Origin of the sequence: Nocardia exalbida NBRC 100660 (assembly GCF_000308575.1) — a bacterium.
Taxonomy (GTDB): Bacteria; Actinomycetota; Actinomycetes; order Mycobacteriales; family Mycobacteriaceae; genus Nocardia; species Nocardia exalbida.
In genome coordinates, this window is record NZ_BAFZ01000126.1 from 105,618 (window position 1) to 128,020 (window position 22,403).

The following is a 22,403-nucleotide window of genomic DNA, read 5'->3' on the forward strand; positions in this document are numbered from 1 at the left end:
CGAGCGGAGCGATCCGTTCGGGCCGCTTATTTTTCGCTCGGAGCCGGCGCCACCGCCGGACCCGCGACGGCGCACTGCGGCATGCAGTCGACGCTGTCCAACGCGGGCGCGTGCCGCTCGGGACGCAACAGCACGGCGGCGAGCACCGCGCCGGTCACCAGCAGCCCGGCACACAGCCACATCGCGGTGGCGAAGCCGTCGTCGAAGGCGGCCGGATCACCCAGCGCACCCGAGATGCCCGCGACCCCGGGCAGCGCCGCCACGGCGAGCAGCTGCGCGGTGCGCGCGACGGCGTTGTTCACCCCCGAGGCGATACCGGCCTCGCTCGCGGGCACCGCGCCCAGCACCGCGCCGGTCAGCGGCGCGACCAGCACCGCGAGCCCCAGCCCGAACACGAGGACGCCCGGAAGCACATCGATGAAGTACCTGGTGTCGGGTCCGATGCGCAGCAGAAGCACCAGGCCCGCCGCCGCCAGCAGCGGTCCGGCGGTCATCGGGATGCGCGGCCCGTGCACTTGCGCCCAGCGTCCGGCGGGGGCCGAGAGCGCCAGCATGATCACCGTGACCGGCACGGTCGCGACCCCGGACATCAGCGGCGAGTATCCGGCCACCAGTTGCAGTTCCAGCACCAGCAGGAAGAACACGCCACCGAGGGCGGCGTAGACCGCGAGCGTCACGAGATTCGCCGCGGTGAACACCCGCGAGCCGAACAGGGCCGGCGGCACCAGCGGATGATCGCTGCGCAGCTCGATCAGGACGAAGGCTCCGAGCAGCACGACCCCGGCCACGATGAGCGAAGGCATGGTGTCGATCAGTCCGAGGGTCAGCGCACCGAGCGCCAGGGCCACCACCAGTGCGCCGGGCACATCGAGTTCGGCGGCGGCGCCGGGATCACGGCTCTCGGGCACGTGCCGCAGCGCGACCAGGACGACGACCAGGGTCAGCGGAACGTTGAGGAAGAAGATGGACCGCCAGCCCGCGACCTCGATGAGCCAGCCGCCGAGGAACGGCCCGAGCGCGCCTGCCACGCCGCCGAAACCGGACCACAGGCCGATCGCCGCACCTTGATCGCGCCGATCGATGGACGAGGAGATCAGTGCCAGGCTGCCCGGCGTGAGCATCGCGCCAGCGACACCCTGCAGGATCCGGGCCGCGACCAGCATCTCGATGCTCGTCGCGACGCCGCACAACACCGACGCGAGCGCGAACGCCACGGTTCCCCACACGAAGACCCTGCGCCGGCCGAGCTTGTCGCCGAGCGAGCCGCCGAGCAGGATGAACGAGGCGAGGGTCAGGGTGTACCCGTTCAACGTCCACTGCAGCCCGGCGACATCGGTATCCAGCGATTCGCCGATCCGCGGCAGCGCGATATTCACCACCGTCGCGTCGAGCGAGGCGACCGACGAGCCGAGGATGGTGGCCAGCAGAATCCAGCGACCCGTGCCGGATTGCAGCCGTGGTAGCTCGGTGGTGCTCACCAACCCAACCTAGCGGCCCGCAGGCGGTGGGAAGTCCCGGTCAGAGTTCCTGGACGCAGACGACGAAGCGGCGCTTGTCGTAGACGTACCCGGTGCCGCTGCCGCAGACGCTGACGTCATCGGCGCCCTGCTGGATCTTTACCACCTTCACGCCCTTCGACGGCGACGAGCCGGTGCAGTCGATGCGCTTGGGGTCGTCACCACCGACGTCCATGCAGCCGCCGACCACCCAGTCGATGTCCAGGCACAGCGCGCCCTGCTCGATGCCGTTGATGGTCTCGGCGTAGTAGTTGTCGGCGTCGCTGCTGCACTGCGAGCTCTTCGCCTTCTTGTCGATCACCTTGTAGTTCGACTCACGGCTGCCGCACGACGCCTTCTCGATGGTGGCGTTGGTGGTGGTGCCGCCGAGTTTCACGCAGTCGTTGACGTTCGCGTCGAAGTCGGTGTCGCCGCTCGGCTTGCTCGTCGTCGGCTTGCCGGTGCTCGGAGTGGGCTTGCCCGACGACGGTTTCGGCGTGCTGGTCACCGACACCGCGTCGATCGTCCCGTTGTCCACGGCGGGCTGGGCGGTACCGCTGATCGTGGAACTACAGCCGACCAGCGACAATCCCGCCGCGATGGCGAATCCGGCGAAGGCGAGACGCCCCCAGGTCAGTTGACGAGACACGTACAGTCCTCCCGAGCTGTAACGCCGGCGAACTCACGCCCCCGTGATCCGAAGTTGCCTTGGCTGTGCTTGAAATACCACGCCATGAATACACCATGGACCGAGCGCACGTCGAGCCGAAGGCGGAAACGAACCGCTGCCAACAAGTCTGGGTATGGTGGGATTTCTGGTCCGAGAGGAGTCCCCCGGTGAAGCTGATCAGCGCAATCGTGTGTTCGACCGCGATCGGAGGCTCCCTCGTCGTTCCGGGGGTGGCGGCCGCTGCCGACGTGCACTGCCGATCGGACCACGGGACCGACATCACCGTCATCGATGGGGAGACGGCCTGCCGCGCGGCGACCGACAGTTACGGCTCGGCCAGGGCCAGCGGGATCGATGGGGTCGGCTACGCCAACGCGACCCTCGGCGCCACGGCCATCGGCATCGGCGCGGCGGGCGGTGTCGGTGCCAGCGAAGGCGCGGGCGGAGTTCCGGTCGCGGTCGGCCTCGGCCCGGACGCGGTCGCGCTGACCTCGACCAACGACGACCCGGCGGCACGGACGTTCGCGATCTCCATCGCACTCGAAGGATCGCGAGCGGGGGTGGAAACCGCCGAACAGTCGGTCGTCTGTCTGGGCGTGGCGGCCTTCGCGTGGAACGCCGACAGCGGCGCCGCGTGCCTTGCCACCCCTTTTGGGCTCTGGCAGACCCATCGAACGGGTTACCCTGGTTGACCAGCCCGGATAACGGCGGTCAGGAGGTGACCCCATGGTTTCGGCAATGGCGGCGGACGACTTCGAGCCCGCCGATTCGGCCCGCGACAAGCTGGCGGCACCGCGCGAGATGCTGGTCGACCCGCGTTTCATCCGACTGGCCGATCAATTCTTCGGCCTGTTCGCCCAACCCGCGCGCGGCGGCGGTGCGCTGGCGGTCTACCTCGACGGCAGGCCCGTGGTCGACATCTGGGCAGGCTGGGCGGACAAGGAGCGGCGCTGGAACGGCGATACCGTAGCGCTGACCTTCTCCACCGGTAAAGGCGTCGCCTCGACCGTCGTCCACCGCCTGGCCGAACGGGGTCTGATCGGTTACGACATCCCGGTGGCCGAGTACTGGCCGGAGTTCGCCGCGCACGGCAAAGACGACATCACGGTTCGCGACGTGCTCTGTCACCGCGCCGGCTTGCACCGGGTACGCGGCCTGGTCCCCGGCCGCGAAGGCATCCTGAACTACGACGCCGTGGTCCGGGCGCTGGCCGACAGCCCGCCGGACCCCCGGCGCATCCGCACCTCCGGCTACCACGCGATCACCTTCGGCTGGCTGGTCGCCGAACTCGTGCAGCGGGCGACGGGTACACCGTTCACCGAGGTATTGCGCACCGAGATCGCCGAGCCGCTCGGGTTGGACGAGTACTGGTTCCGCGTCCCGGAGTCCGAGCGACACCGGATCGCCAAGATCTTTCGGCCCCTCGGCCCGCCGGGCATCCGCTGGAACACCGCCTCCTCGGTGCTGTCCTGGGTGCGGCCGGTGCGCGGGCTCGCCGAGGCGGGCATGCCGGAGAGTTTCGATGAGCTGGTCCGCGACCCCCGGGTGCACGACGCGGTGATGCCGGGCTGGAACGGCGTCTTCTCGGCGCGCGCACTGGCGCGGATGTACGGCGCGCTGGCCAACGGCGGCGTGGTCTACCCCGGGCCAGGCGTCCACGGTGTCGGCGCGACCGGATCCGAGCAGGTCGTGCGGTTCCTGGCCCGGGAGACGATCGCGACGATCGGCCGGGCGCAGTCGGCCCACAGCCGCGATTACGTGCTCGGGCTGCCGATCACCTTCACCCTCGGCTATCACCGCCCGGTTCTGATGTCCAAGCAGCAGCCGCGACATGCGTTCGGCCACTACGGCGTGGGCGGATCCGGCGCGTACGCGGACCCGGATCTCGGCATGTCGATCGCGTTCGTGACCAACGGGCTCGGCAGCATGGTGACCGCACTCGGCGACGCCAGGCTCGCGCGGCTGGCGGCGACGGCGCAGACCACGGTGCGCAAGCACAAGCATGCACCGGGCTAGCGTCGAACCGCTCCGGCGGCGGCTTCGTAGTTCTCGGTATGGATGTGCGCATGCGTCGAGCCGACGCGGGTGACCACCGCGCCGGACCGCGCGTGCCGCGCTCGACCGCACTGCACGCCGTGGCCGCGGGGATTGATTTCGACCGGTACTTCCGGTGGCGCAGAGCACGCGAAGGCGACCCGTTCTATGTCCGTTTTCCGGGATTCGGCGCTGCGCTGTTCACCGGGACGGCCGTCGGCGCCCAGGAGATCTTTCGCTCGCCGGCGGATTTCTCCGAGCCACCGCGGCCGAACCCGATCGAACCGATGGTCGGCGCCGCGTCGCTGATCCTGGCCTCGGGCCCGCGCCACCGCCGCGACCGCGCGCTGCTCGCCCCCGCCTTTCACAGCGCACGGATACGGGAGTACGGCGCGCTCATCCGGGAAGCCACCTTGCGAGAGATGGCCGGGGAGAGCGGTCAGGTGTGGGCGGCGGGCGCGCGGGTCGACGCTCGGGCGGCGGCGCGTGCGCTCACGCTTCGGGTGATCGCGACGGCGGTGTTCGGCGTGCGCGACGCGCGTCGGCAAGCGGAGTACACCGCCGCGGTGACGGAATTCCTCACCGCGTTCTCCGGGCCGTTGCTCCTGGTCCCCGCGCTGCGGCACGGACTGCGCGGGCACGGACCCTGGGACCGGTTTCGCGCCGCGCGCGCACGACTGGATCGGTTGATCCGGGCCGACATCGCGCGCAGGCGCGGGCACGTCGCCGCACAGCCCGGCGACGTGCTCGACGTGCTGCTATCCGCGTACCCGGACGCCGCCGCGGATGACGAGCTCTGCGAGCAGGTACGCACCTTGCTGGTGGCCGGGCACGAGACCACCGCGACCACCCTGGTCTGGGCGCTGTTGCGGCTGCACCGCGCGCCGGAGGCCTTGGCCCGGCTGCGGCGGGAGCTGCGCGACGCGGGCCCGCAGGCGAGCCCGGCGGAGCTGGCCGCACTGCCCTACCTGGATGCCGTCTGCCAGGAGACGCTGCGGCTGCACCCGCCGGTTCCGATCGTCCTGCGTCGCCTGATCGAGCCTTTCGCGCTGCGCGGCGTTGCGCTCGCACCGGGGGACACCGTGGGGATCGCGGTGCCGTTGCTGCACTCCGACCCGGAGGTGTGGCCGGACCCTCGGCGCTTCGACCCGAGTCGCTTCACCGAGCGCCGCTACCGGCCGTTCGAGTTCGCCCCGTTCGGCGGCGGCCACCGGCGCTGCGTCGGCGCTGCCCTCGCGGACTACGAGTTGCGGATCGCGCTGGCCACCATCCTCGGGCGGGTAAGCCTGCGGCTGCCTCCGCGATATGCGCATGGGAGGGTCCCGCGCTCGGTGCCGCACAACATCGCGACCGGTCCGCATCGCCCGATTTCGTTCGACGTGATCAGTGAGCTTGGTCACTAACTAGTTTGCGGTGAACCATCTTTCACGTTCCCGTCGACTCCGGCCCGTTGCTGTCCTATCCGGTGTGACCGGGAGGTTTGCCCGCAGCAATACCCAAGTGAAGTGATTGTGACCGACACCACAACGAGCACGGTTGCTGTATCACTCTGAAACGCCGGTGGCTAGGGGGCGCGCCGGGACGGTAGGAATGGACGACGGGTCGGGCCGTCGATACCAGTGGGGCGCTCTTCTGGCTCCGCGCTGAAATGAAAGATCTCGCCACGCGCGCTTACGCGTGCGCGCGAGAGATGGAATGGACGAGAAACCTATGCATGCCGCTTTGCACACCGGATCGTTGCCTGCTCGCCGCAAGGGAGCGCGGCTGACCCGCCGGATGCGTGAGGGCGCCCTGCTGTCCGCCGCGATCGCGGCGGCCGGTGTTCTGCTCGTCGCGCCTGCTCACGCCGAACCGATCCCGGGTCTCGGCACCGGATCGGCCGCCGCGGCCACCGAGCCCGCGCCGCAGGCGAACTTCGCCCCGCCCTCGATCAACATCGCCGACGGCGAGGTCGTCGGGGTCGCGCAGCCGATCATCATCACCTTCAAGGAGCCGGTGACCGACCACGCCACCGCCGAGAAGGCCATCCAGATCACCTCGTCGAAGGCCGCCCCCGGCCACTTCTACTGGCGCGGTGACAAGCAGGTGCGCTGGCGGCCGGACGAGTTCTGGCCGGACAACACCGACGTGCAGGTCCAGGCGGGCGGCACCACCAGCTCCTTCCGCATCGGCGACGCCTTCGTGACCACCGCCGACGACGAGACCCACACCATCACCATCACCCGCAACGGCGAGGTGGTGAAGGAGATGCCCACCTCGATGGGCAAGCCCAAGCACGAGACGCCGAACGGCACTTACATCGTGGGCGAGCAGCTGCGCAAGATGACCATGGACTCGTCGACCTACGGCGTGCCGGTCACCGACCCGGAGGGCTACAAGCTCGAGGTCGAGTACGCCACCCGCATCTCCAACAGCGGCATCTTCGTGCACGCGGCTCCGTGGTCGGTCGCGCAGCAGGGCGTGTCCAACGCCAGCCACGGCTGCCTGAACGTCAGCACCGAGGACGCCAAGTGGTTCTTCGAGAACGCGCGCCGCGGCGACCCGGTCGTCGTGCAGAACACCCAGGGCGGCACGCTCAGTGCGAGCGACGGCCTGGGCGACTGGAACTGACGATTCGTTAACCCCGGATCGGCGCGAAGCCGAACATTACGATCGAATCCTCGCAGTAGTCGATCGTGATGTTCGGCTTTCGCTGTAGCGGATCACCAGATCTTCACACGCTCAGCGGGATCCAAGTAGAGCGCATCACCGGGTTTCAGGTCGAACGCCTCGTGGAAGCTGTCGATGTTGCGCACGACCGCGTTGCAGCGGAACTCCGCCGGGGAGTGCGGATCGGTGGCGAGCCTGCGCACGGCTTCCTCCGCACGGGCTTTCGTGCGCCACACTTGCGCCCAGCCGAAGAACACCCGTTGCAGGCCGGTGAGCCCGTCGATCTCCGGTGCGGGCGCGCCGCCCAGCGAGATCTTGTACGCCTCCAGCGCGATGGAGAGGCCGCCGAGGTCGCCGATGTTCTCGCCGATGGTGAACCGGCCGTTCACCGTGTGCTCGTCGGGCAGGTCCTTGGGGGACAGCACGTCGTACTGATCGATCAGCGCCCTCGTCCGCTTGCCGAATTCGGCGCGGTCCTCGTCGGTCCACCAGTCCACCATGTTGCCGTCACCGTCGTACTTCGAGCCTTGGTCGTCGAAGCCGTGCCCGATCTCGTGGCCGATCACCGCGCCGATACCGCCGTAGTTGGCCGCGTCGTCGGCGTCCATGTCGAAGAACGGCGGCTGGAGGATGGCGGCCGGGAAGACGATCTCGTTCATGCCGGGGTTGTAGTAGGCGTTCACCGTCTGCGGGGTCATGAACCACTCGTCCCGGTCGACCGGACCGCCGAGCTTCTTCAGATCCCGATCGTGTTCGGCCGCATAGCCTCTGCGGTAGTTGCCCACCAGGTCGGCCGGGTCGATCACCACGCCCGAGTAGTCCCGCCACTTGTCCGGGTAGCCGATCTTCGGGGTGAACTTCTCCAGCTTCGCCAGCGCGGCGAGCCTGGTGCCCTCGCCCATCCACTCCAGCTCGGCGATATTGCGGCGATAGGCCTCCTGCAGGTTGGCCACCAGTCCGACCATGCGCGCTTTGGCTTCGGGCGGGAAATGCTCGGCCACATACAGTTTGCCGACCGCCTCACCGAGCAGACTTTGCACCAGCGCGACCCCGCGCTTCCAGCGTTCCCGGTTCTCCTCGGCGCCGGTGAGCGTGCGGCCGTAGAAGTCGAAATTCTCCTCGACCAGCTCGTCGGTCAGATACGGCGCCCGCGCGCGCAGCACCCGCCACGCCGCCCATGCCTGCCAGTCCGCGAGCGGCTCGTCGGCCCACAGCCGCGCGAACGTACGCAGATAATCCGGCTGATGCACCACCGACTCGGCGAACAGCTCGGGCCCGGCCGCGTCCGCGCCTTCGGCCAGCGCGGAAGTCCAGGCGGCCCAATCGAACTCGGGATTGTCGGTGACCAGCGCGTCGAAGGTGGTCAGGTTGTATCTGAGTTCGGCGTCCCGGCGGCGCACCACGTCCCAGTGCCCGGCGGCCAGTTTCCGCTCCAGCTCGAAGACGCGTTCTCCGACGGTGCCGAGGTCCTCCGGCAGCAGCCCGGCGACCTGCGGGTCGGCGGCGGCCAGGGCGAACATGCGGTTGATGTGCGCGATGTACTTCGCGCGGATCTCGGCGAACTCGTCCTGCCGGTAGTACGACTCGTCGGGCAGGCCGATGCCGGACTGGGTGGCGTGCGCCAGATAGCGGTTGGAGTCCTTGTCATCGGTGTCGACGAAAACGCCGACGGCGCCCCCGACGCCGGTGCGCTGCAACCGGCCGAGCAGCGACGCGAAAGTCCCCTTGTCGCCGACCTCGGCGATCGCCGCGAGTTCGGCCGCGATCGGCGCGAGCCCGGCGGCGGCCACCGCGTCGGTGTTCATGAAGCTGGAGTACAGGTCACCGATCTTGCGGGCTTCGCTGCCCGGCTCGGCGTCGGTGGCCGCGGCGTTCTGGATGATTGCCTGCACGTCCAGCTCCGCCTGGTCGTACAGCGCGCGGAAGGCGCCGTCCACCGCCCGGTCGGCGGGGATCTGATAGTCGGCCAGCCATTTGCCGTTGACGTGCGCGAACAAATCGTCCTGCACCCGCACATCCTCGTCGAGGTGGGACAGGTCGATACCGGAAGGACGGGTCAGTTCGGAAGTCACGGTGTCCAGTATGCCGACAAGAGCGGGAGTCGGCCCCCGGGCACGGCGGGCCCGGGGGTGGCGAGCAGGGGAGATCAGGCGGGTACGACGACGCGATCGAATTCGCCGTCATGTGCGCCGAACAGGAAGGCGTCCCACTCCTCAGGGGTGTAGGTGAGGGTGATTCCGCCGTGACGCAGTGCGGTGTGACCGTGGGCGACGGGGTGCGCGCGCAGTTCGCCGTTCGATCGCCCGCGGGTGCGCACGGCGTCGAGGAAAGCGGTCCACTCGGCCGCGGTCACGGTGATGACGGGCTCGTCGCCGGGGCGGTTCGCCGGGTCGCGGCGATATTTGCTGTCACGGATGAGCACCGCATCACCATCGAACCTGACCTCGACGCATTGGTTGCCATTGTTCGATCTGGTCGATGTGAACCAGCCGGTGCGTGCCGGCCGTGCGGTGATGGCCATGGGCAGGATTTTACACGCGAGAATAGCGTCTGATCAGCGCTAATGACTCCGCTCGTGAGAGCGACTGGTCCACCGCGCGCAGGTACGCGAAGCGGAGATCGCGGACCAGCTCCGGGTCTTCGACGGCCCCGCCGAACACCGCGCTCTCCACCCAGCCGAACGTGGGCAGCTGTTCACCGGCGAAGTCGATGAGGTGGAAGCTGGAACCGCCGAGCACCGCGCCCGCGGAGGCCGCGAACGGGATCACGCGCACCTCCACGGTGTCCACTTCCTCGATCAACGCGGCGAGGTAGTTCAGCTGTCCGCGCAGCACATCCGGGCCCCCGGTCTGCTGGAGCAGCGTGCCCTCACCGAACACCGCCGTGAGTTCCACCGGATCCGTGCCGCGCAGCCGCTCTTGGCGCCGCATCCGGATCGCCACCAACTGCTCGACCTGGACCGGACGGATCATCACATCGGCACTGATCAGCGCGCGGGCGTAGTCCTCGGTCTGCAACAGGCCCGGCACGACGAGGCTGTCGTAGCTGCGGATGCTCTGCGCGCCGTATTCCATGCCGTAGAGCCGCTGCAGTTCCGGTCCGATCAACGCCGAGGACTTCGCCCACCATCCGCGCTGCTTGCTGGCCTCCAACAGGGTCAGCAGCTCCGCACGCTCCTCGGCTTCCACCTCGAGCAGTTCGAGCACCGGGCCGATGGTCTCGGTGGTGAGTACTCGTCTGCCCTTCTCCACGTGCGACCAGTTCGCCGGGGTGAACCCCACTCGCCTCGCGAAGCCCGCCGAGTCGAACCCGCGCTGTTCCCGCAGCTCACGCAACCGCAGCACCAGCTCCCAGCGGGCAACGGTGGGCGAGGGGGGTGCCATGGGCAGGATGCTACGCCCACGCCGACGCGCGCCCCGGGTGACTATTGTCAAGCGACTTGCCCAGGGCTAGGGTCATGGCCAGCGATCGTTTCTTCCGAGCACGCGTCCACCACAGCGAGGCGAGGTTGTTCGACATGAGTACATCGCGCATCGAATCGGGCAGGCATCTCGCGTCCACGGACTTCCCGTCGATCCAGGACGCGTTCGCTCGCTGCCGTACCTATCGCGAGAACAACGGGTTGTACGGTCTCGTTGACCCGATGCTCGGCCGCATCATGCTGGAAGTCGGCTCGGTCGGAGCGGTCGTGATGCCCGCCGAGTTCGGTCGCCGGGTGCGCGAACGCTTGACCGCCGGGCCCGAGCCCCGGCCGGGACCGATCATCGCGCATCCGCGCGCGAACCGATGGACCTTCCTGACCGGCCCCACCGACAACTCGTATCTGGACACCGGACTGTTCGCCGACCTGTTCCGGATCTGCGCCGCGATCGCACTGCCGGGCAGCCACCTCGTGCTGCCGTCACCCGCCGACGAGCACGGCGGCTACCGGACCTGGGTCGTGGCGCCCGACCGCGACTTCCGCCGCGACTTCGCCGAGGTCATCGCCACGACCCGGGCATGCGCCGCGGCTACCGGGGTGTCGGCGCGGGCGGCGGAGTGAGCGTGATGCTGTACTTGTCCTGCAGCTTCTCGTTCCAGTCGCGCTCGCACTGTTCGATCTTGGACTGGTCGTCGCCCGCCTTGTTCACGCAGTCCACGAAGTCCTTGCCACCCGAGTCCACGAAGAAGCTGTAACCCACGATGGTGAGCAGGACGGCGCCCACGATGCCCAGCACACCGAGGACGACACCGGCGATCGCCATCCCCATGCCACCCGCGGTGCCGGCGCGGGCCTTGAAAATCGCGACGATGCCGAGGATGACGGCGAAGATGCCGCAGACATAGCCGCCGATGATCGTCCAGAAGAACAGCAACGCGAGGATGCCGAGCACCAGCGCGGTGATCGCCAGACCTCGACCCTTCGGCGATTCCTGCCAGTAGGCGGGCTGACCGGGGTACTGGCCGCCGGGTGGCTGCGGGTACTGACCCGGCGGCGGGTACTGGCCGGGCGGCGGGGGCGGATATTGCGACATGGACTTCCTCTCCGTCGGTGCCTCGCGATGCTCGGTCCGCACGAGGTGGTCCGGGGCGGCGCGGCCGTCGCCTACTGATCGCGCATCCCGCGGACGGATGTTAATGCGAACCGGCTACTGGGCGCCCAGCCGCGCGTGCATCTCCCAGACCAGGATTTCCGATGGCCGTCGCGCCACCACACGCTGGCCGCCCGACCTGGTCAAACGCACCGCATCGCCCTCGTAGAGCGGGCCGACTCCCTCCATGTCCACCTCCCCGCGCGCCACGAACAAGTGCAGGTACGGCGCATCGGGCAGATCGATGACCGGCTCGGCATCCGGCTCCGCGCCTGCCATGCGCGCCACGTGCAGCGCCGAATGGCTGCTGTTGATGGCGATGGCGGTGCGATCCCGGTATCGGGGCAGCCCCGAGGCAACGGTGACCAGACCGCCTCCCGCGAGTTCGTCATCGATCTCGAGCTGCTGGTAGCCCGGAGTCAGACCCGGCTCGTCGGGCACGACCCACATCTGCACGAAATGCACGGGTTCCTCGTGTTCGGAGATGCGGCCGTCCAGCCGCCACGAGTCGTTCTTCTCCGAATGCAGGATGCCGGTGCCCGCGCTCATCCGCTGGGCCAGCCCGGGGTAGATGACACCGCTGTGGCCCAGGGAGTCCTGGTGTACCAGACTGCCACCGAGCACCCAGGTGACGATCTCCATGTCCCGGTGCGGGTGGGTGTCGAAACCCTGCCCGGGCGAGACGACGTCCTCGTTGTTGACCAGCAGCAGGCCGTGGTGGGTGTTGTCGGGATCGTAATGCTCCCCGAAGGAGAACGAATGCTTCGAATCCAGCCAGGAGACCCGCGTCTTCATACGGTCGCCGCCACGGTGGACATCGATGTGTGGTGTCGTGAGTGTGGACATCATGGTCCTCCTCTCGGGACCGTGCACCGATCGCCATTCAGGGTAGGAGCACTTCCGCCGCGGTACTCCGCATTCCTAGTAAATTGTGCCGCACTCGGCATTTTACGCGAGCGACCGGAAGGTGAACGGGAGGCGAGCAGAACCAACCGGTACGTCGAAACGTCGGGCGACCTCGCCGGATATCGTCGTCCGGCCCCGATTGCCAAGCGCCACAACGCCGACCGGAGGGAACGACGTGCTGGAATCCGATGACCTGACCCGGATCGAGCAGCAACTCCGCAGCGAAGCGCGCCGCGACGGCATCGCGCATTTCGTGGTCGGCGTCGCGGTGTTCCGCGAAGGGCGGCTCCTGGTGGTGCGCCGGGTCGCCGACGACTATCACGGCGGTATGTACGAACTGCCCGGCGGAGGAGTCGAATCGGGGGAGACTTTCGCCGAGTGCGTCGAGCGGGAATTGCTGGAGGAAACGGGGCTGCGGCTGCGCGCCGTGCTCGACTTCCTCGGTGGATTCGATTACGCCACCCGCACCAAGTCGAAAGTGCGGAAATACAGCTTCGTGGTGGAGGCCGAGCCGGGCGACGTCGTCCTCGCGCCAGGGGAGCACGACGCGTTCGCCTGGATCGACGCGGGCGCGCTCGACGAGCTGCCGATGGCGCCCGACATGCGCGCGACGGTGAGCGCGCTGGTCGACCGGGTCTGACTCGCGCGCCGTGTTGTTCGCCTCCGACGCGCGGTGGTGCGGCGTCGTCGGCGAACGCAGTACGCTCGCGGACGTGTCGACTGGTCACGCCGAAGGCCTCACTCCCGCGGAGCAACGGCCGGGTGGACTGCGCGCCACACTTCGGGAAAGCCCGGGCGTGTCGCGTCTGGCCGTGGTGCGTTTCGCCGGGCAATTCGGCGACGGGATGTTCCAGGCGGCGTTGTCGGGCGCGATCCTGTTCAACCCCGAGCGGCAGACCGATCCGCTGGCCATCGCGGCGGGCTTCGCGGTGCTGCTGCTGCCGTATTCGCTGATCGGACCGTACGCGGGCGCACTGCTGGATCGCTGGGACCGGCGGGCCGTGCTGCTGGTGGCCAACGTGCTGCGCGCGGTGCTGATCGCGCTGGTCGGCGTGGGGTTGCTCGCCGGAGTCGGCGAGACACCGCTGCTGTTGCTGGCCTTGGCGGTGGTGGGCGTCAGCAGATTCGTCCTGGCGGGCGTCTCGGCCGCGCTGCCACGGGTGCTGGCGCAGGCCTGGCTGGTGCCGATGAACTCGGTGCTGGCCACGATCGCCTCCGGGTGCGCCGGAGCGGGTGCGGCCGTGGCGGTGGGAGTGATCGGGCTGATGGGGGCGGGTGACTTCGCCTCGGCGGTCGCGGTGGCGATCAGCGGGACCGGGTCGCTGATCGGCGCGGCGCTGGCAACGGGGTTCCGGCCGAGGGTGCTCGGTCCTGCGCCCGACGCGGCGAAGGGCGAGAACACCGTGCACGCGATCGCCACCGGCCTGCGTACCGGTGCCACGGCGGTGTGGGAATCGAGAGCGGTCACGACGGCGATGCTGGGCATCGGCACCCACCGGATCGTCTTCGGCGTGAATACGCTGATCATGGTGCTGGTGCTGCGCCAGGCCCCGGTGGACGGCACCGGCCTCAGTGGTGGCCTGGTCGGTTTCGGCGTCGCGATCGGCGCCACCGCGGCGGGCATGCTGGTGGCCGCCGTTGTCGCGCCACTGCTCATTCCCCGGCTGGGACGGGCGCGCACCGTGGTCGCCGGTCTGATCACCGCCATGCTGGTGCAGCTGACTCTGGTCACGCCGATCGCGTTCGCCGATTCGGGCGCCGCGGTGGAGCGCGCCCACGAACTCCTCTTGGCCGGCGCCTTCCTGCTCGGACTCGCCGGGCAGACGATCAAACTGACCGGCGACGCGACGATGCAGATCGATATCGATGACGCCCGCCGCGGTCAGGTGTTCGCGTTGCAGGACACGGTTTTCAACATCACGTTCGTGCTGGCGATCGCGGCCGCGGCCATGATCATTCCGGACGACGGCCGATCGGCGATCGTGGTGCTGACCGGCGCCGCCGCCTACGCCGCGGGAATCGCGGCCATCGCGTTGAACATGCGCCGCCGCACGATCAGTTGATGAAAGGTTCGTCGCCGAGGTTGCGCACGCCACGGTTCAGTCGGTGCGTCAGGTGCTCGGGCATGCTCTCGGCCGCCGAGTCGCCGGGCGATGCGGCCGCGGAATCGGAATTCGCCTGTGCCTCCGATAATCGTGCGTCGCCGAGCGCACGATCCGGCACGTCCGCCTCCGTGCGCACGATCCAGTCCAGCGGCTCGCTGGCCGCATCGCCGGGCAGGCCGGTGATTTGGTGATTCCATGTGCCGAGGCCGGTGGGATCGGTGAAGAAGTGGTCGGGCACACCGTCGTCGTCGAGATCCAGCGCCGCGATGCCGGCTCGGCCCGAACCCGCCGGATCCCACAGCGCGTCATCGGCGATGCCGTCCCCGTCGAAGTCCAGCCGCACCGCGTCGGCCCCGCCCGTGTCGCCGAGTTCCAGGTCGGCCTGGCTGGACCAGATGTGCACGGGTCCGTCCCCGGTACCGAACACGTACTCGATCTCGTTCATATGTTCTTGGACGCGCGCGGTACGGCGCGGGTTCCATCACGCGGCGCTTTTTCGATTCGCCGTCCCCCGTTCGCGGTGGTTGTTCCGGTAAGTTGACCTGTCAGCGGCCGACCGACAGGAGTCGATACGACATGGGTTTTCCGGTGCACACCCCCGATGCGGTACGAGAACTGCTGGGCGCGTGGGAAACTCGGTCCGTCACCGGGCGCCCGATCGCGTGATGACCGCGGCCGGGCCGACCTGATGCGCACCTGCGGAATCAAAACCCCCTGTGCACCGGTCTTGTTCGGCGCACTGCTCGTCGGCGTCCTCATCGTGCCGCTGCCCACCGCGCAGAGCGCACCGTTCCCGTGGGCGCCGCCGCCGGTGAACAGCTGCGGTGAGATCGGGTTCGACCCGCTCGCCCGCGAGCCCGATCCCGCGCAACCGCCTCCGCCGCCGCTGCCGCCGCAGATCGACATCCCGGTGCCGATCCCGGAACTCACACCGGTTCCGGTGCCCGATCCGCCGCAGGACAACACGCGGATCGTCCCCGACCCGCTGCCGGAGAACCCGTGCGACAACCCGTGCCCGGACATCAGGGACTATCCCGAGCACCCCGAACCCGATCCAGATCCGAGCCCGACACCCGAGACCGGCACAGAGGAGGGAACCGGTTCCTCCGGTTCCGCCTCGAGGCCCGATTCGGGCAGTGGTTCCGGCTCCGCCTCTGGATCCGGCTCGGGCAGCGGCTCCGGCTCGGGTTCCGGTGCGCCGGTGAAACTCCCGCGCATCGAGTTCAAACCGGAGGTCGAGCCGATTCCGGTCCCGGTGCCGGGTGGTCCCGGCGAGGAGCCGCAACCGGCTCCACCCGAGGTGGTCCATCCGGCCGAACCGGGTCCGCTCACGGCGCCGGTGACCGCGCCTGCGGTCGAGTCGGTCGAGCTGGTCGAGCAGGTGACCGGGCACGGTTCGCCGAACCGCACCGACATGCGCTGGCAGGTCGACGGCACGGATCTCGGCCTGATGTGGGAGACCGCGCCCGGTGAGGTCGCCGTTGTCTTCGGCGACACCTTCGGCGAAGGCTGGGGCGTCGGCGGCGCGGGCAACGACGACCAGGACTGGCGCAGCAACGTCATCGGTTTCAGCACCGACCGCGAGCTGTCCGACGGCCTGACCTTGGATACCTTCGCGCAGGACAGCCGCTGCCACGCCGCGGAGATCCTGGGCAGCCGCAAGATCAAGAACTGGGAAACGACCACCATCCCGACCTCCGGGTTCGCCGTCGGGAACCGGCAGTACCTCAGCTACATGTCGGTGAACAGGTGGAGCCGCATCCCGGGCCTGTGGTGGACCAACTACGGCGGCATCGCCTACTCCGACGACCACGGGCGCACCTGGAAGAAAGATCAGCATGCCAAATGGGAGAACCTGTTCGGTCTCGGCAAGTTCCAGGTCGCGGCGATGGTGCCGCACGGTGACTACGTCTACATGTTCGGCACACCCAACGGACGCATCGGCACGATCGCACTGGCCCGGGTCCCGAAGCGCCAGATCCTGAACAAGTCCGCCTATCAGTACTGGGTTGGCGGCAGCTGGGCGCCCGCGGCCGAGAATCGAGCCACCCCTCTGATCCTCGGTATGGCAAGTGAGCTCTCGGTGCGCTACGACCGGGAGACCGAGCAGTGGCAGATGGTCTACCTGGATTCCGCCCGGGGCGCGATCGTGCTGCGTACCGCGGCGAGCCCGCAGGGGGCGTGGACGGACGCGGTCCCGCTGGTGTCCACCGCCGACTATCCCAAGTCCTACGGCGGGTTCATCCATCCGTGGTCGACCGGCGAGGACCTGTACTTCACGCTCTCGGCGTGGGACAGCTACAACGTGTATCTCATGCACGCCCGGCTGCGGCCGGGCGCGAACCGCGGTCAGCCCGCCCGCACGAACCGGACGGGCTGACCGGGCCGGGTCTGCGCGATGGCGTCGACGTCGGCGTCGAGGACCACCGCGATCACCGGATAGCCGCCCGTGACCGGGTGATCGGCGAGGAAGACGACCGGCTCTCCGCTCGGGGGCACCTGGATCGAGCCGAGTGCCATACCCTCGGTCGGCAGTTCGCGGGTGACCTTGCGGGTCAGCGGTGGGCCGCGACGGCGTGCCAATCGGGCGCCGATCCGGTCGGTGTCGGTGGAGACCTCCCACTCGCCCTCGAACAAGGCCGTGGCGTCGGTGAACCAATCGTCGCGCGGACCGAGCACGGCCCGTACGGTGACGACGTCCGCGGGCAATTCGGCGACCGGGGCGACGTCCACGACCGGAATCGTGTGCGGAGACGGCCCGATCGGAAGGCGATCGCCCTTCTCCAACGGCTCCGGACCCAAGCCCGACATGGTGTCGCGGCTGCGGGAACCGAGTGTCTCCGGTACGTCGATGCCGCCGCGCACCGCGACATAGCTGCGCAGGCCGACGGACGCGTAGGCCAGCCGGAGGGTTTGTCCCGGTTCGAGTTCCAGCACACTCGCGTGACCCACCGGCCTGCCGTCGACCGTGGTGGGCGCGGGAGCGCCCGTGACCGCCAGCATGATGTGCTCTTCCGCGTGCAGCGCGAGGCCCCCGAGCAGCACTTCGACGGCCGCGTGCCCCTCCGGGTTGCCGACCAGCCGATTGGCCAGCCGCAGGGACGCGCGATCCGCCGCCCCCGCGGGACCGACGCCGGAGTCGAACCAGCCCGGCCGTCCGAGATCCTGGATGGTCGCCAGGGGACCGACCTGCTCGACAACGATCATCGGCCGTCCCTCGCGTCGACGAAGCGAACCGTGGCGCCCGCCCGGATCAGCGCGGGCGGGTCGCGCTCGGCGTCCCACATCCTGAGGTCGGTGGTGCCGATCAGCTGCCACCCGCCGGGTGTGCTCCGCGGGTACACGGCGCTGTATCCACCGGCGAGTGCGACCGCGCCCGCCGGAATCGATGTACGCGCCTGCGCTCTGCGCGGAACGGACAACCGGCCGTCGGGCGATTCCAGATAGCCGAAGCCCGGCGCGAATCCGACGAAGGCGCACCGCCACACCGTGCCGGTGTGCGCGGCGACCACCTCCGCGGTCGTGACTTCCAGCATCCGGGCCACCTCGTCGAGGTCGGCCCCGTCGTAGCGCACCGGGATCGACACCGGCTCGGCGCGCGAAGCGTGCGATGTTCCACGGGAAACAGCGGTCGTCCCCTCGGCGTGCAATGCGATCAGGAGCGTCGTCAGCGCCCGGCGGACCGAGTCCGCGGCGCGGGGTGAATCGAGTGTCAGCAATACGGTTTCCGCGGCCGGAAGCAGATCCTGCACGCCCGGTACCGGACGTTCCCGCAGCGCGGTCACGAGTTCCGCGATCACCGCACGACGCTGGGGGGTGATCAACAGCGCCCGATCACCCGCCGCGCGGATCGCCTCCTCGGCCGCCTGCCGCTGCGCGTGCGTCACCGTGCCCTTCGTCTTCATGTCCCGGCCTCAGCCGAACGGCTCCACCGGCACGCCGACTTCGTCCAGCGCGGCTCGGATGCGCCGGGCCATCTCCACCGCCGCGGGCGAATCACCGTGCACACAGATGCTGTCGGCGCGCACCGCGACCTCGCCGGAGCCGTCGGCCGTCCGCGCGGCTCCCGACTCGGCGATCGAAATCGCTTGGGCGACCGCGTCCCGCGGCTCCAGCACCGCGCCGGGCGTACCGCGCGGCGCCAGCGAGCCCTCGGCCGTATAGGCGCGGTCGGCGAAACCTTCACCGACGAAGCGCACTCCGGCGGCCTCCGCTGCCGTCTCCAAATGGGTGCCTGCCGGGCCGAGTAGGGCCAGCCGCGGGTCGTACTCCGTGATCGCGGCCAAGACGGCGTCGGCCAGCGCCCGATCGCGCGCTGCCGAGTGATAGAGCGCGCCATGCGGTTTCACGTAGCGCACCCGATCCCCGGCGGCTTTCGCGAAGGCGTCGAGGCCGCCTATCTGATACAGCACCTCGTCGCGCAGCTCTCCAGGCGCGACGGCGATCTCTCGCCTACCGAAACCGGCCAGGTCGCGATAACCGACGTGGGCGCCGATCCGCACGCCCTTCCGCACCGCGAGCGCGCAGGTCCTGCGCATGATCGCGGGGTCACCCGCGTGGAATCCGCAGGCGATGTTCGCGCTGGTGACGATGTCGAGCATGGCGGCGTCGTCGCCCATCGTCCACGGTCCGAAGCCCTCGCCGAGATCACTGTTCAGATCCAGCGCCATGTGCGTCCTCCCAGCAGTGCGTGACAGACGGCCCTTCGATTCTCGTGCTCGAGCCTCGCCCCGGGCAAGGACACTCGTTGCGCGCGACCTGGGTCACAGCGCGCCGGTTCGAGCCCCCGCGCCAAGTACGCTCGTTCCAATCATGGCCACGTATTTCGATCCGAAGTCCTGGTCGCCGCTGCGGGCCGTCGATCTCGGAAAGCGCCTGTTCGATCAATCCTGGCTGGAGCAGTGGATCGCGCTCAGCACGGCCTGGATGGATCCGGTCGCCGACCTCGGCGCGGGCACCGTCACGGCGCTGCTGCCCGACGTGCTGATGACCATGCTCAGCGAGGGCATCCTGAGCCGGTTCGGCGGCCAGGAGGTCAGCGCGACACTGCTCGGCCACGACCTGCACGCCACCTTGCAGGTGCTGAAGGTGCGCCGCCGCGGCGCGCATTTCCAGACCAAGACGGTGCTGTCGCGGCTGAGCTGGGACGATCATCCGATCGAGTCCGTCACGGTGATCGCCCACGGCGTCCGCCTGATTCCGGGTGTGCCGACCAAGGTACGCACCGCCCGGCTCGATCTCGTGGGCACCGTCACCACGGCGGCGCTGGTCGGGTGGCTCAACACCCAGCCGCTGGACTGGGACCTCGACGTGCACCGCAGCGGGCTGATCCGAGCCAGGCACCGCCGACGGCTGGTCACCGCCCTGGTGGACGCGTCGGTCGCGGACAACCGCCTGCGCATCGAGGTACGCCGGGTCACCTGGTTCGGCGTGCCCATTCCGCGCCGCATGCTCGACGTTCCCGTCCTACCGCTCGAGCACCTGCCCAAGGACGCGCGGATCGCGTGTGCCGAGCGCGAGGACGACCTGATCCGTTTCCGCGTCGAACTGCCGGAGATCTCCGGGTCGTTCGATCTCGCCCAGATGCGCTCCGCGATCCTGGCAGGCACCACCCTGATCGTCTTCTGACCTGGTCAGCTCTGCGTCTTCCACCACTCGAGCAGCGCCGCCTCGGCTTCGTCCCGATCGAGCGGGCCACGGTCGAGCCGCAGTTCCTTCAGATGGCGCCAGGCCCTGCCCACCTCGGGCCCCGGGGGCAGGCCGAGCAGTTCCATGATCGCGTTGCCGTCCAGATCCGGACGAACCTTGGCCAGATCCTCCTGCTCTCGCAACCGCTCGATCCGCACCTCGAGTTCGTCGTAGGTGGCGCGCAGCGCGGCGGCCCTGCGCTTGTTGCGGGTGGTGCAGTCGGCGCGGACGAGTTTGTGCAGGCGGGGGAGTAGCTCCGCGGCGTCGGTGACATAGCGGCGGACGGCGGAGTCGGTCCACTGCCCCTTGCCGTAACCGTGGAAGCGCAGATGCAGGAACACCAGCCGGGCGACGTCCTCGGTGAACTGCTTCGGGTACTTCAGCGCCCGCATCCGTTTGCGCACCATCTTCGCGCCGACCACCTCGTGGTGGTGGAAGCTGACGCCGCCGCCCGGCTCGTTGCGCTTGGTCTCGGGCTTGCCGATGTCGTGCAGCAGCGCGGCCCAGCGCAGCACCAGATCGGGGTCGCCCTCCTCCTGGTCGATCGCCTGCTCCAGCACGGTGAGCGAATGCCAGTAGACGTCCTTGTGCTGGTGATGCTCGTCGATCTCCAGCTTCATCGCGGGCACCTCGGGCAGCACCCGCTGCGCCAGCCCGGTCTCACACATCACGTTGATGCCGTCGATCGGATGCGCGCCCCCGATCAGCTTGTCCAGCTCGACCCGGACCCGCTCGGCGGTGATGCGGTCGATCTGGTCGGCCATCGCGGTGATGGCGGTCCGCACCCGGGGATGCGGCTCGAAGCCGAGCTGGGAGACGAATCGCGCGGCGCGCAACATGCGCAACGGATCGTCGTTGAACGAATCCTCCGGCGCGGCAGGCGTATCCAGCACGCCTTCGAGCAGGGCGGTCATGCCGTCGAGCGGATCGACGAACTCCAGCGCGCCGTCCGCTCCGATCTTCACGGCCATCGCGTTCACCGTGAAGTCCCGGCGCACCAGGTCTTCGGCGAGCGAGTCGCCGAAGGTCACCTGGGGGTTGCGCGACACCCGGTCGTAGTTGTCGGCGCGGAAGGTGGTGATCTCCAGCTGCTGCCCGGCCTTCGACGCGCTGACCGTGCCGAATGCCAGGCCGCCGGTGTCCCACAGATGGTCGGCCCACCCGCGCAAGATGTCCTGCACCACCTCCGGCCGCGCGTCGGTGGTGAAATCCAGATCGGTCCCCAACCGGCCGAGCACCGCGTCCCGCACGCTCCCGCCGACCAGGTACAGCTCGTGCCCCCGCGCCGCGAACATCTCACCCAGCGGCGTCAGCACATCCGCCAGCCCCCCGAGCGTCACCGCCGCGGCGGCCAGCAATCGGGTACGTCTATCCAGCGCAGCGTCCTGCGACTTCGGCGAAACCACGAAGCAGCAGCTTACCGAGCCACGACAACGGTTATCGCGCCGCAGGCCCACGCAGCAGCCCAGATATATAAGGACACCGACATCAACCCAGCCAGCGGCATCCGAAGACCGTGCAACCACCCTCGCGATCCACCCTTCACGCGCCACGCAGAGCCGAAGAACAACGCTCGCCGCCAACCCCACTGCGCAACCCAGTGGTCACCGCCCAAAAGCGATTCACGATTCGGGATCGACTCACGGTCAGCCGCCGTGAGCGCCGCGCACCCTCGCCCGCCGCACCACCCCGCCGCTCTCGAACAAGCCGAAGGCCCGCCGCGCCCGACCGCGAGCCATCCAGCGGCCGTGCACACCACCAAGCATCCAGCGTGTCCGCACTCTGAATCCCAGGTCGTCTGCCTGACGAACAGCCGGCTGTAAGCGGGACCACCGCTACCTCCACGAACCACCAGTACCGATCAACCCTCGACGATCCGTCCCAGCCACGTGCCCCGAACGCGGGTACAGACGCACCCAACGCGCCCCACCACGTCTTTCGAGCGAGGCAAGACCGAATCTCAACCGCTGACGCCGACCGAAGCCACCCGTACCGGTCGCCCTCGACGATCCGCACTGAACGGGCGCACCCCCGTCCCGAACGCCGATACCGACACACCCAGCGCACCTCAACTCCCGGTTCCGAGCCAAGCAAGACCGAACCTCACCCGCTGACCCCGACCGAAGCAACACAAACCCCGACCCGAGCGGGCGCGCCCCACGTACCGAACGCCGATACCGACGCACCCAGCCCACCTCAACTCCCGGTTTCGAGCGAAGCGAGACCGAGCATGCGCCGTTCACGGCGCGACGCAGTCGCGGCAAATTCAACACAGTAGGATTGC

The 22,403-nt window shown here is 69.0% G+C and carries 21 protein-coding genes; 9 read left to right on the plus strand and 12 right to left on the minus strand.

Translation table 11 applies throughout. The annotated features are described in order from the left end of the window. Positions 1 to 26: 26 nt before the first annotated feature. Positions 27 to 1,478 (minus strand): MFS transporter, encoded by a 1,452-nt coding sequence (locus tag ON29_RS29430; protein WP_040871350.1) that lies wholly within the window; start codon positions 1,476 to 1,478, stop codon positions 27 to 29. Positions 1,479 to 1,518: 40 nt separating this feature from the next. Next, positions 1,519 to 2,145: an LppU family putative lipoprotein gene (gene lppU, locus ON29_RS29435; protein ID WP_051175706.1), complete on the minus strand. Its 627-nt coding sequence runs from the start codon at positions 2,143 to 2,145 to the stop codon at positions 1,519 to 1,521. 188 nt (positions 2,146 to 2,333) lie between these two features. Here lppU and ON29_RS29440 point away from each other — a divergent pair, with 188 nt between their 5' ends. The 4 genes from ON29_RS29440 to ON29_RS29455 all read left to right on the plus strand — a co-directional run bounded on the left by ON29_RS29440 (position 2,334) and on the right by ON29_RS29455 (position 6,810). Next, entirely contained in the window at positions 2,334 to 2,858 is a 525-nt protein-coding gene (locus tag ON29_RS29440; protein WP_040871288.1) for a DUF6764 family protein, read from the plus strand. A 109-nt stretch (positions 2,859 to 2,967) separates the two neighbouring features. Beyond that, a complete protein-coding gene (locus ON29_RS29445) occupies positions 2,968 to 4,182 on the plus strand; it encodes a serine hydrolase domain-containing protein (RefSeq protein WP_085994962.1) in 1,215 nt (404 codons plus the stop codon). A 50-nt stretch (positions 4,183 to 4,232) separates the two neighbouring features. Beyond that, positions 4,233 to 5,603: a cytochrome P450 gene (locus ON29_RS29450; RefSeq protein ID WP_051175721.1), complete on the plus strand. Its 1,371-nt coding sequence runs from the start codon at positions 4,233 to 4,235 to the stop codon at positions 5,601 to 5,603. Between the two features lie 307 nt (positions 5,604 to 5,910). Continuing rightward, positions 5,911 to 6,810: a L,D-transpeptidase gene (locus tag ON29_RS29455; RefSeq protein ID WP_169332613.1), complete on the plus strand. Its 900-nt coding sequence runs from the start codon at positions 5,911 to 5,913 to the stop codon at positions 6,808 to 6,810. 92 nt (positions 6,811 to 6,902) lie between these two features. Here ON29_RS29455 and ON29_RS29460 read toward each other — a convergent pair whose 3' ends face one another. The 3 genes from ON29_RS29460 to ON29_RS29470 all read right to left on the minus strand — a co-directional run bounded on the left by ON29_RS29460 (position 6,903) and on the right by ON29_RS29470 (position 10,232). Beyond that, positions 6,903 to 8,921: a M13 family metallopeptidase gene (locus ON29_RS29460; protein WP_051175708.1), complete on the minus strand. Its 2,019-nt coding sequence runs from the start codon at positions 8,919 to 8,921 to the stop codon at positions 6,903 to 6,905. A 74-nt stretch (positions 8,922 to 8,995) separates the two neighbouring features. Next, positions 8,996 to 9,370 carry a DUF397 domain-containing protein gene (locus ON29_RS29465; RefSeq protein WP_040871292.1) on the minus strand — a complete coding sequence of 125 codons (375 nt, stop codon included), beginning with the start codon at positions 9,368 to 9,370 and terminating at the stop codon, positions 8,996 to 8,998. 10 nt (positions 9,371 to 9,380) lie between these two features. Then, the gene (locus tag ON29_RS29470; protein WP_040871293.1) at positions 9,381 to 10,232 is read right to left on the minus strand and encodes a Scr1 family TA system antitoxin-like transcriptional regulator; all 852 of its coding nucleotides are present in this window, start codon (positions 10,230 to 10,232) and stop codon (positions 9,381 to 9,383) included. 134 nt (positions 10,233 to 10,366) lie between these two features. On the opposite strand from ON29_RS29470, the gene ON29_RS29475 reads away from it, so the two are divergent. Continuing rightward, positions 10,367 to 10,891, plus strand: coding sequence for a hypothetical protein (locus ON29_RS29475; RefSeq protein WP_040871356.1), 525 nt, complete (start codon positions 10,367 to 10,369; stop codon positions 10,889 to 10,891). Here ON29_RS29475 and ON29_RS29480 read toward each other — a convergent pair. Further along, positions 10,860 to 11,363 carry a DUF4190 domain-containing protein gene (locus ON29_RS29480; protein ID WP_040871295.1) on the minus strand — a complete coding sequence of 168 codons (504 nt, stop codon included), beginning with the start codon at positions 11,361 to 11,363 and terminating at the stop codon, positions 10,860 to 10,862. The genes ON29_RS29475 and ON29_RS29480 overlap by 32 nt on opposite strands. Before the next feature lie 114 nt (positions 11,364 to 11,477). Then, positions 11,478 to 12,266: a pirin family protein gene (locus ON29_RS29485; protein WP_040871357.1), complete on the minus strand. Its 789-nt coding sequence runs from the start codon at positions 12,264 to 12,266 to the stop codon at positions 11,478 to 11,480. Positions 12,267 to 12,501: 235 nt separating this feature from the next. Between ON29_RS29485 and ON29_RS29490 the strand changes: the two genes are divergently transcribed. Then, a complete protein-coding gene (locus ON29_RS29490; protein WP_040871296.1) occupies positions 12,502 to 12,966 on the plus strand; it encodes an NUDIX domain-containing protein in 465 nt (154 codons plus the stop codon). 73 nt (positions 12,967 to 13,039) lie between these two features. Further along, a complete protein-coding gene (locus tag ON29_RS29495; protein WP_174371879.1) occupies positions 13,040 to 14,389 on the plus strand; it encodes an MFS transporter in 1,350 nt (449 codons plus the stop codon). On the opposite strand, the gene ON29_RS34095 is transcribed toward ON29_RS29495, so the two are convergent. Then, entirely contained in the window at positions 14,382 to 14,876 is a 495-nt protein-coding gene (locus ON29_RS34095; protein ID WP_051175711.1) for a hypothetical protein, read from the minus strand. The genes ON29_RS29495 and ON29_RS34095 overlap by 8 nt on opposite strands. A 243-nt stretch (positions 14,877 to 15,119) precedes the next feature. On the opposite strand from ON29_RS34095, the gene ON29_RS29505 reads away from it, so the two are divergent. Next, positions 15,120 to 16,811: a glycoside hydrolase family 183 protein gene (locus ON29_RS29505; RefSeq protein WP_051175725.1), complete on the plus strand. Its 1,692-nt coding sequence runs from the start codon at positions 15,120 to 15,122 to the stop codon at positions 16,809 to 16,811. On the opposite strand, the gene ON29_RS29510 is transcribed toward ON29_RS29505, so the two are convergent. Genes ON29_RS29510 through ON29_RS29520 form a run of 3 tightly spaced genes read right to left on the minus strand, consistent with a single transcriptional unit; the run spans position 16,781 to position 19,101 of the window. After that, a complete protein-coding gene (locus ON29_RS29510) occupies positions 16,781 to 17,638 on the minus strand; it encodes a 5-oxoprolinase subunit C family protein (RefSeq protein ID WP_040871298.1) in 858 nt (285 codons plus the stop codon). The two genes, ON29_RS29505 and ON29_RS29510, sit on opposite strands and share 31 nt — an antisense overlap. After that, positions 17,635 to 18,336, minus strand: coding sequence for a 5-oxoprolinase subunit B family protein (locus ON29_RS29515; protein ID WP_083864142.1), 702 nt, complete (start codon positions 18,334 to 18,336; stop codon positions 17,635 to 17,637). Before ON29_RS29515 ends, ON29_RS29510 begins: the two co-directional genes overlap by 4 nt. A gap of 9 nt (positions 18,337 to 18,345) precedes the next feature. Continuing rightward, positions 18,346 to 19,101, minus strand: a complete 756-nt coding sequence (locus tag ON29_RS29520; RefSeq protein WP_085994961.1) for a LamB/YcsF family protein — start codon at positions 19,099 to 19,101, stop codon at positions 18,346 to 18,348. 142 nt (positions 19,102 to 19,243) lie between these two features. Between ON29_RS29520 and ON29_RS29525 the strand changes: the two genes are divergently transcribed. Then, complete coding sequence (locus tag ON29_RS29525; RefSeq protein WP_040871300.1) at positions 19,244 to 20,059, plus strand: hypothetical protein; 816 nt, start codon at positions 19,244 to 19,246, stop codon at positions 20,057 to 20,059. Positions 20,060 to 20,064: 5 nt separating this feature from the next. Here ON29_RS29525 and ON29_RS29530 read toward each other — a convergent pair whose 3' ends face one another. After that, positions 20,065 to 21,525 carry a CCA tRNA nucleotidyltransferase gene (locus ON29_RS29530; RefSeq protein WP_040871302.1) on the minus strand — a complete coding sequence of 487 codons (1,461 nt, stop codon included), beginning with the start codon at positions 21,523 to 21,525 and terminating at the stop codon, positions 20,065 to 20,067. Positions 21,526 to 22,403 lie beyond the last annotated feature (878 nt).

Coding starts and splice junctions, on each gene's coding strand:
- ON29_RS29465 (WP_040871292.1), bottom strand. CDS start 9,370: ATGGCCATCACCGCACGGCCGGCACGCACCGGCTGGTTCACATCGACC.
- ON29_RS29445 (WP_085994962.1), top strand. CDS start 2,968: ATGCTGGTCGACCCGCGTTTCATCCGACTGGCCGATCAATTCTTCGGC.
- ON29_RS34095 (WP_051175711.1), bottom strand. CDS start 14,876: ATGAACGAGATCGAGTACGTGTTCGGTACCGGGGACGGACCCGTGCAC.
- ON29_RS29520 (WP_085994961.1), bottom strand. CDS start 19,101: ATGGCGCTGGATCTGAACAGTGATCTCGGCGAGGGCTTCGGACCGTGG.
- ON29_RS29450 (WP_051175721.1), top strand. CDS start 4,233: ATGCGTCGAGCCGACGCGGGTGACCACCGCGCCGGACCGCGCGTGCCG.
- ON29_RS29510 (WP_040871298.1), bottom strand. CDS start 17,638: ATGATCGTTGTCGAGCAGGTCGGTCCCCTGGCGACCATCCAGGATCTC.
- ON29_RS29455 (WP_169332613.1), top strand. CDS start 5,911: ATGCATGCCGCTTTGCACACCGGATCGTTGCCTGCTCGCCGCAAGGGA.
- ON29_RS29505 (WP_051175725.1), top strand. CDS start 15,120: ATGCGCACCTGCGGAATCAAAACCCCCTGTGCACCGGTCTTGTTCGGC.
- ON29_RS29485 (WP_040871357.1), bottom strand. CDS start 12,266: ATGTCCACACTCACGACACCACACATCGATGTCCACCGTGGCGGCGAC.
- ON29_RS29525 (WP_040871300.1), top strand. CDS start 19,244: ATGGCCACGTATTTCGATCCGAAGTCCTGGTCGCCGCTGCGGGCCGTC.
- ON29_RS29475 (WP_040871356.1), top strand. CDS start 10,367: ATGAGTACATCGCGCATCGAATCGGGCAGGCATCTCGCGTCCACGGAC.
- ON29_RS29470 (WP_040871293.1), bottom strand. CDS start 10,232: ATGGCACCCCCCTCGCCCACCGTTGCCCGCTGGGAGCTGGTGCTGCGG.
- ON29_RS29480 (WP_040871295.1), bottom strand. CDS start 11,363: ATGTCGCAATATCCGCCCCCGCCGCCCGGCCAGTACCCGCCGCCGGGT.
- ON29_RS29515 (WP_083864142.1), bottom strand. CDS start 18,336: ATGAAGACGAAGGGCACGGTGACGCACGCGCAGCGGCAGGCGGCCGAG.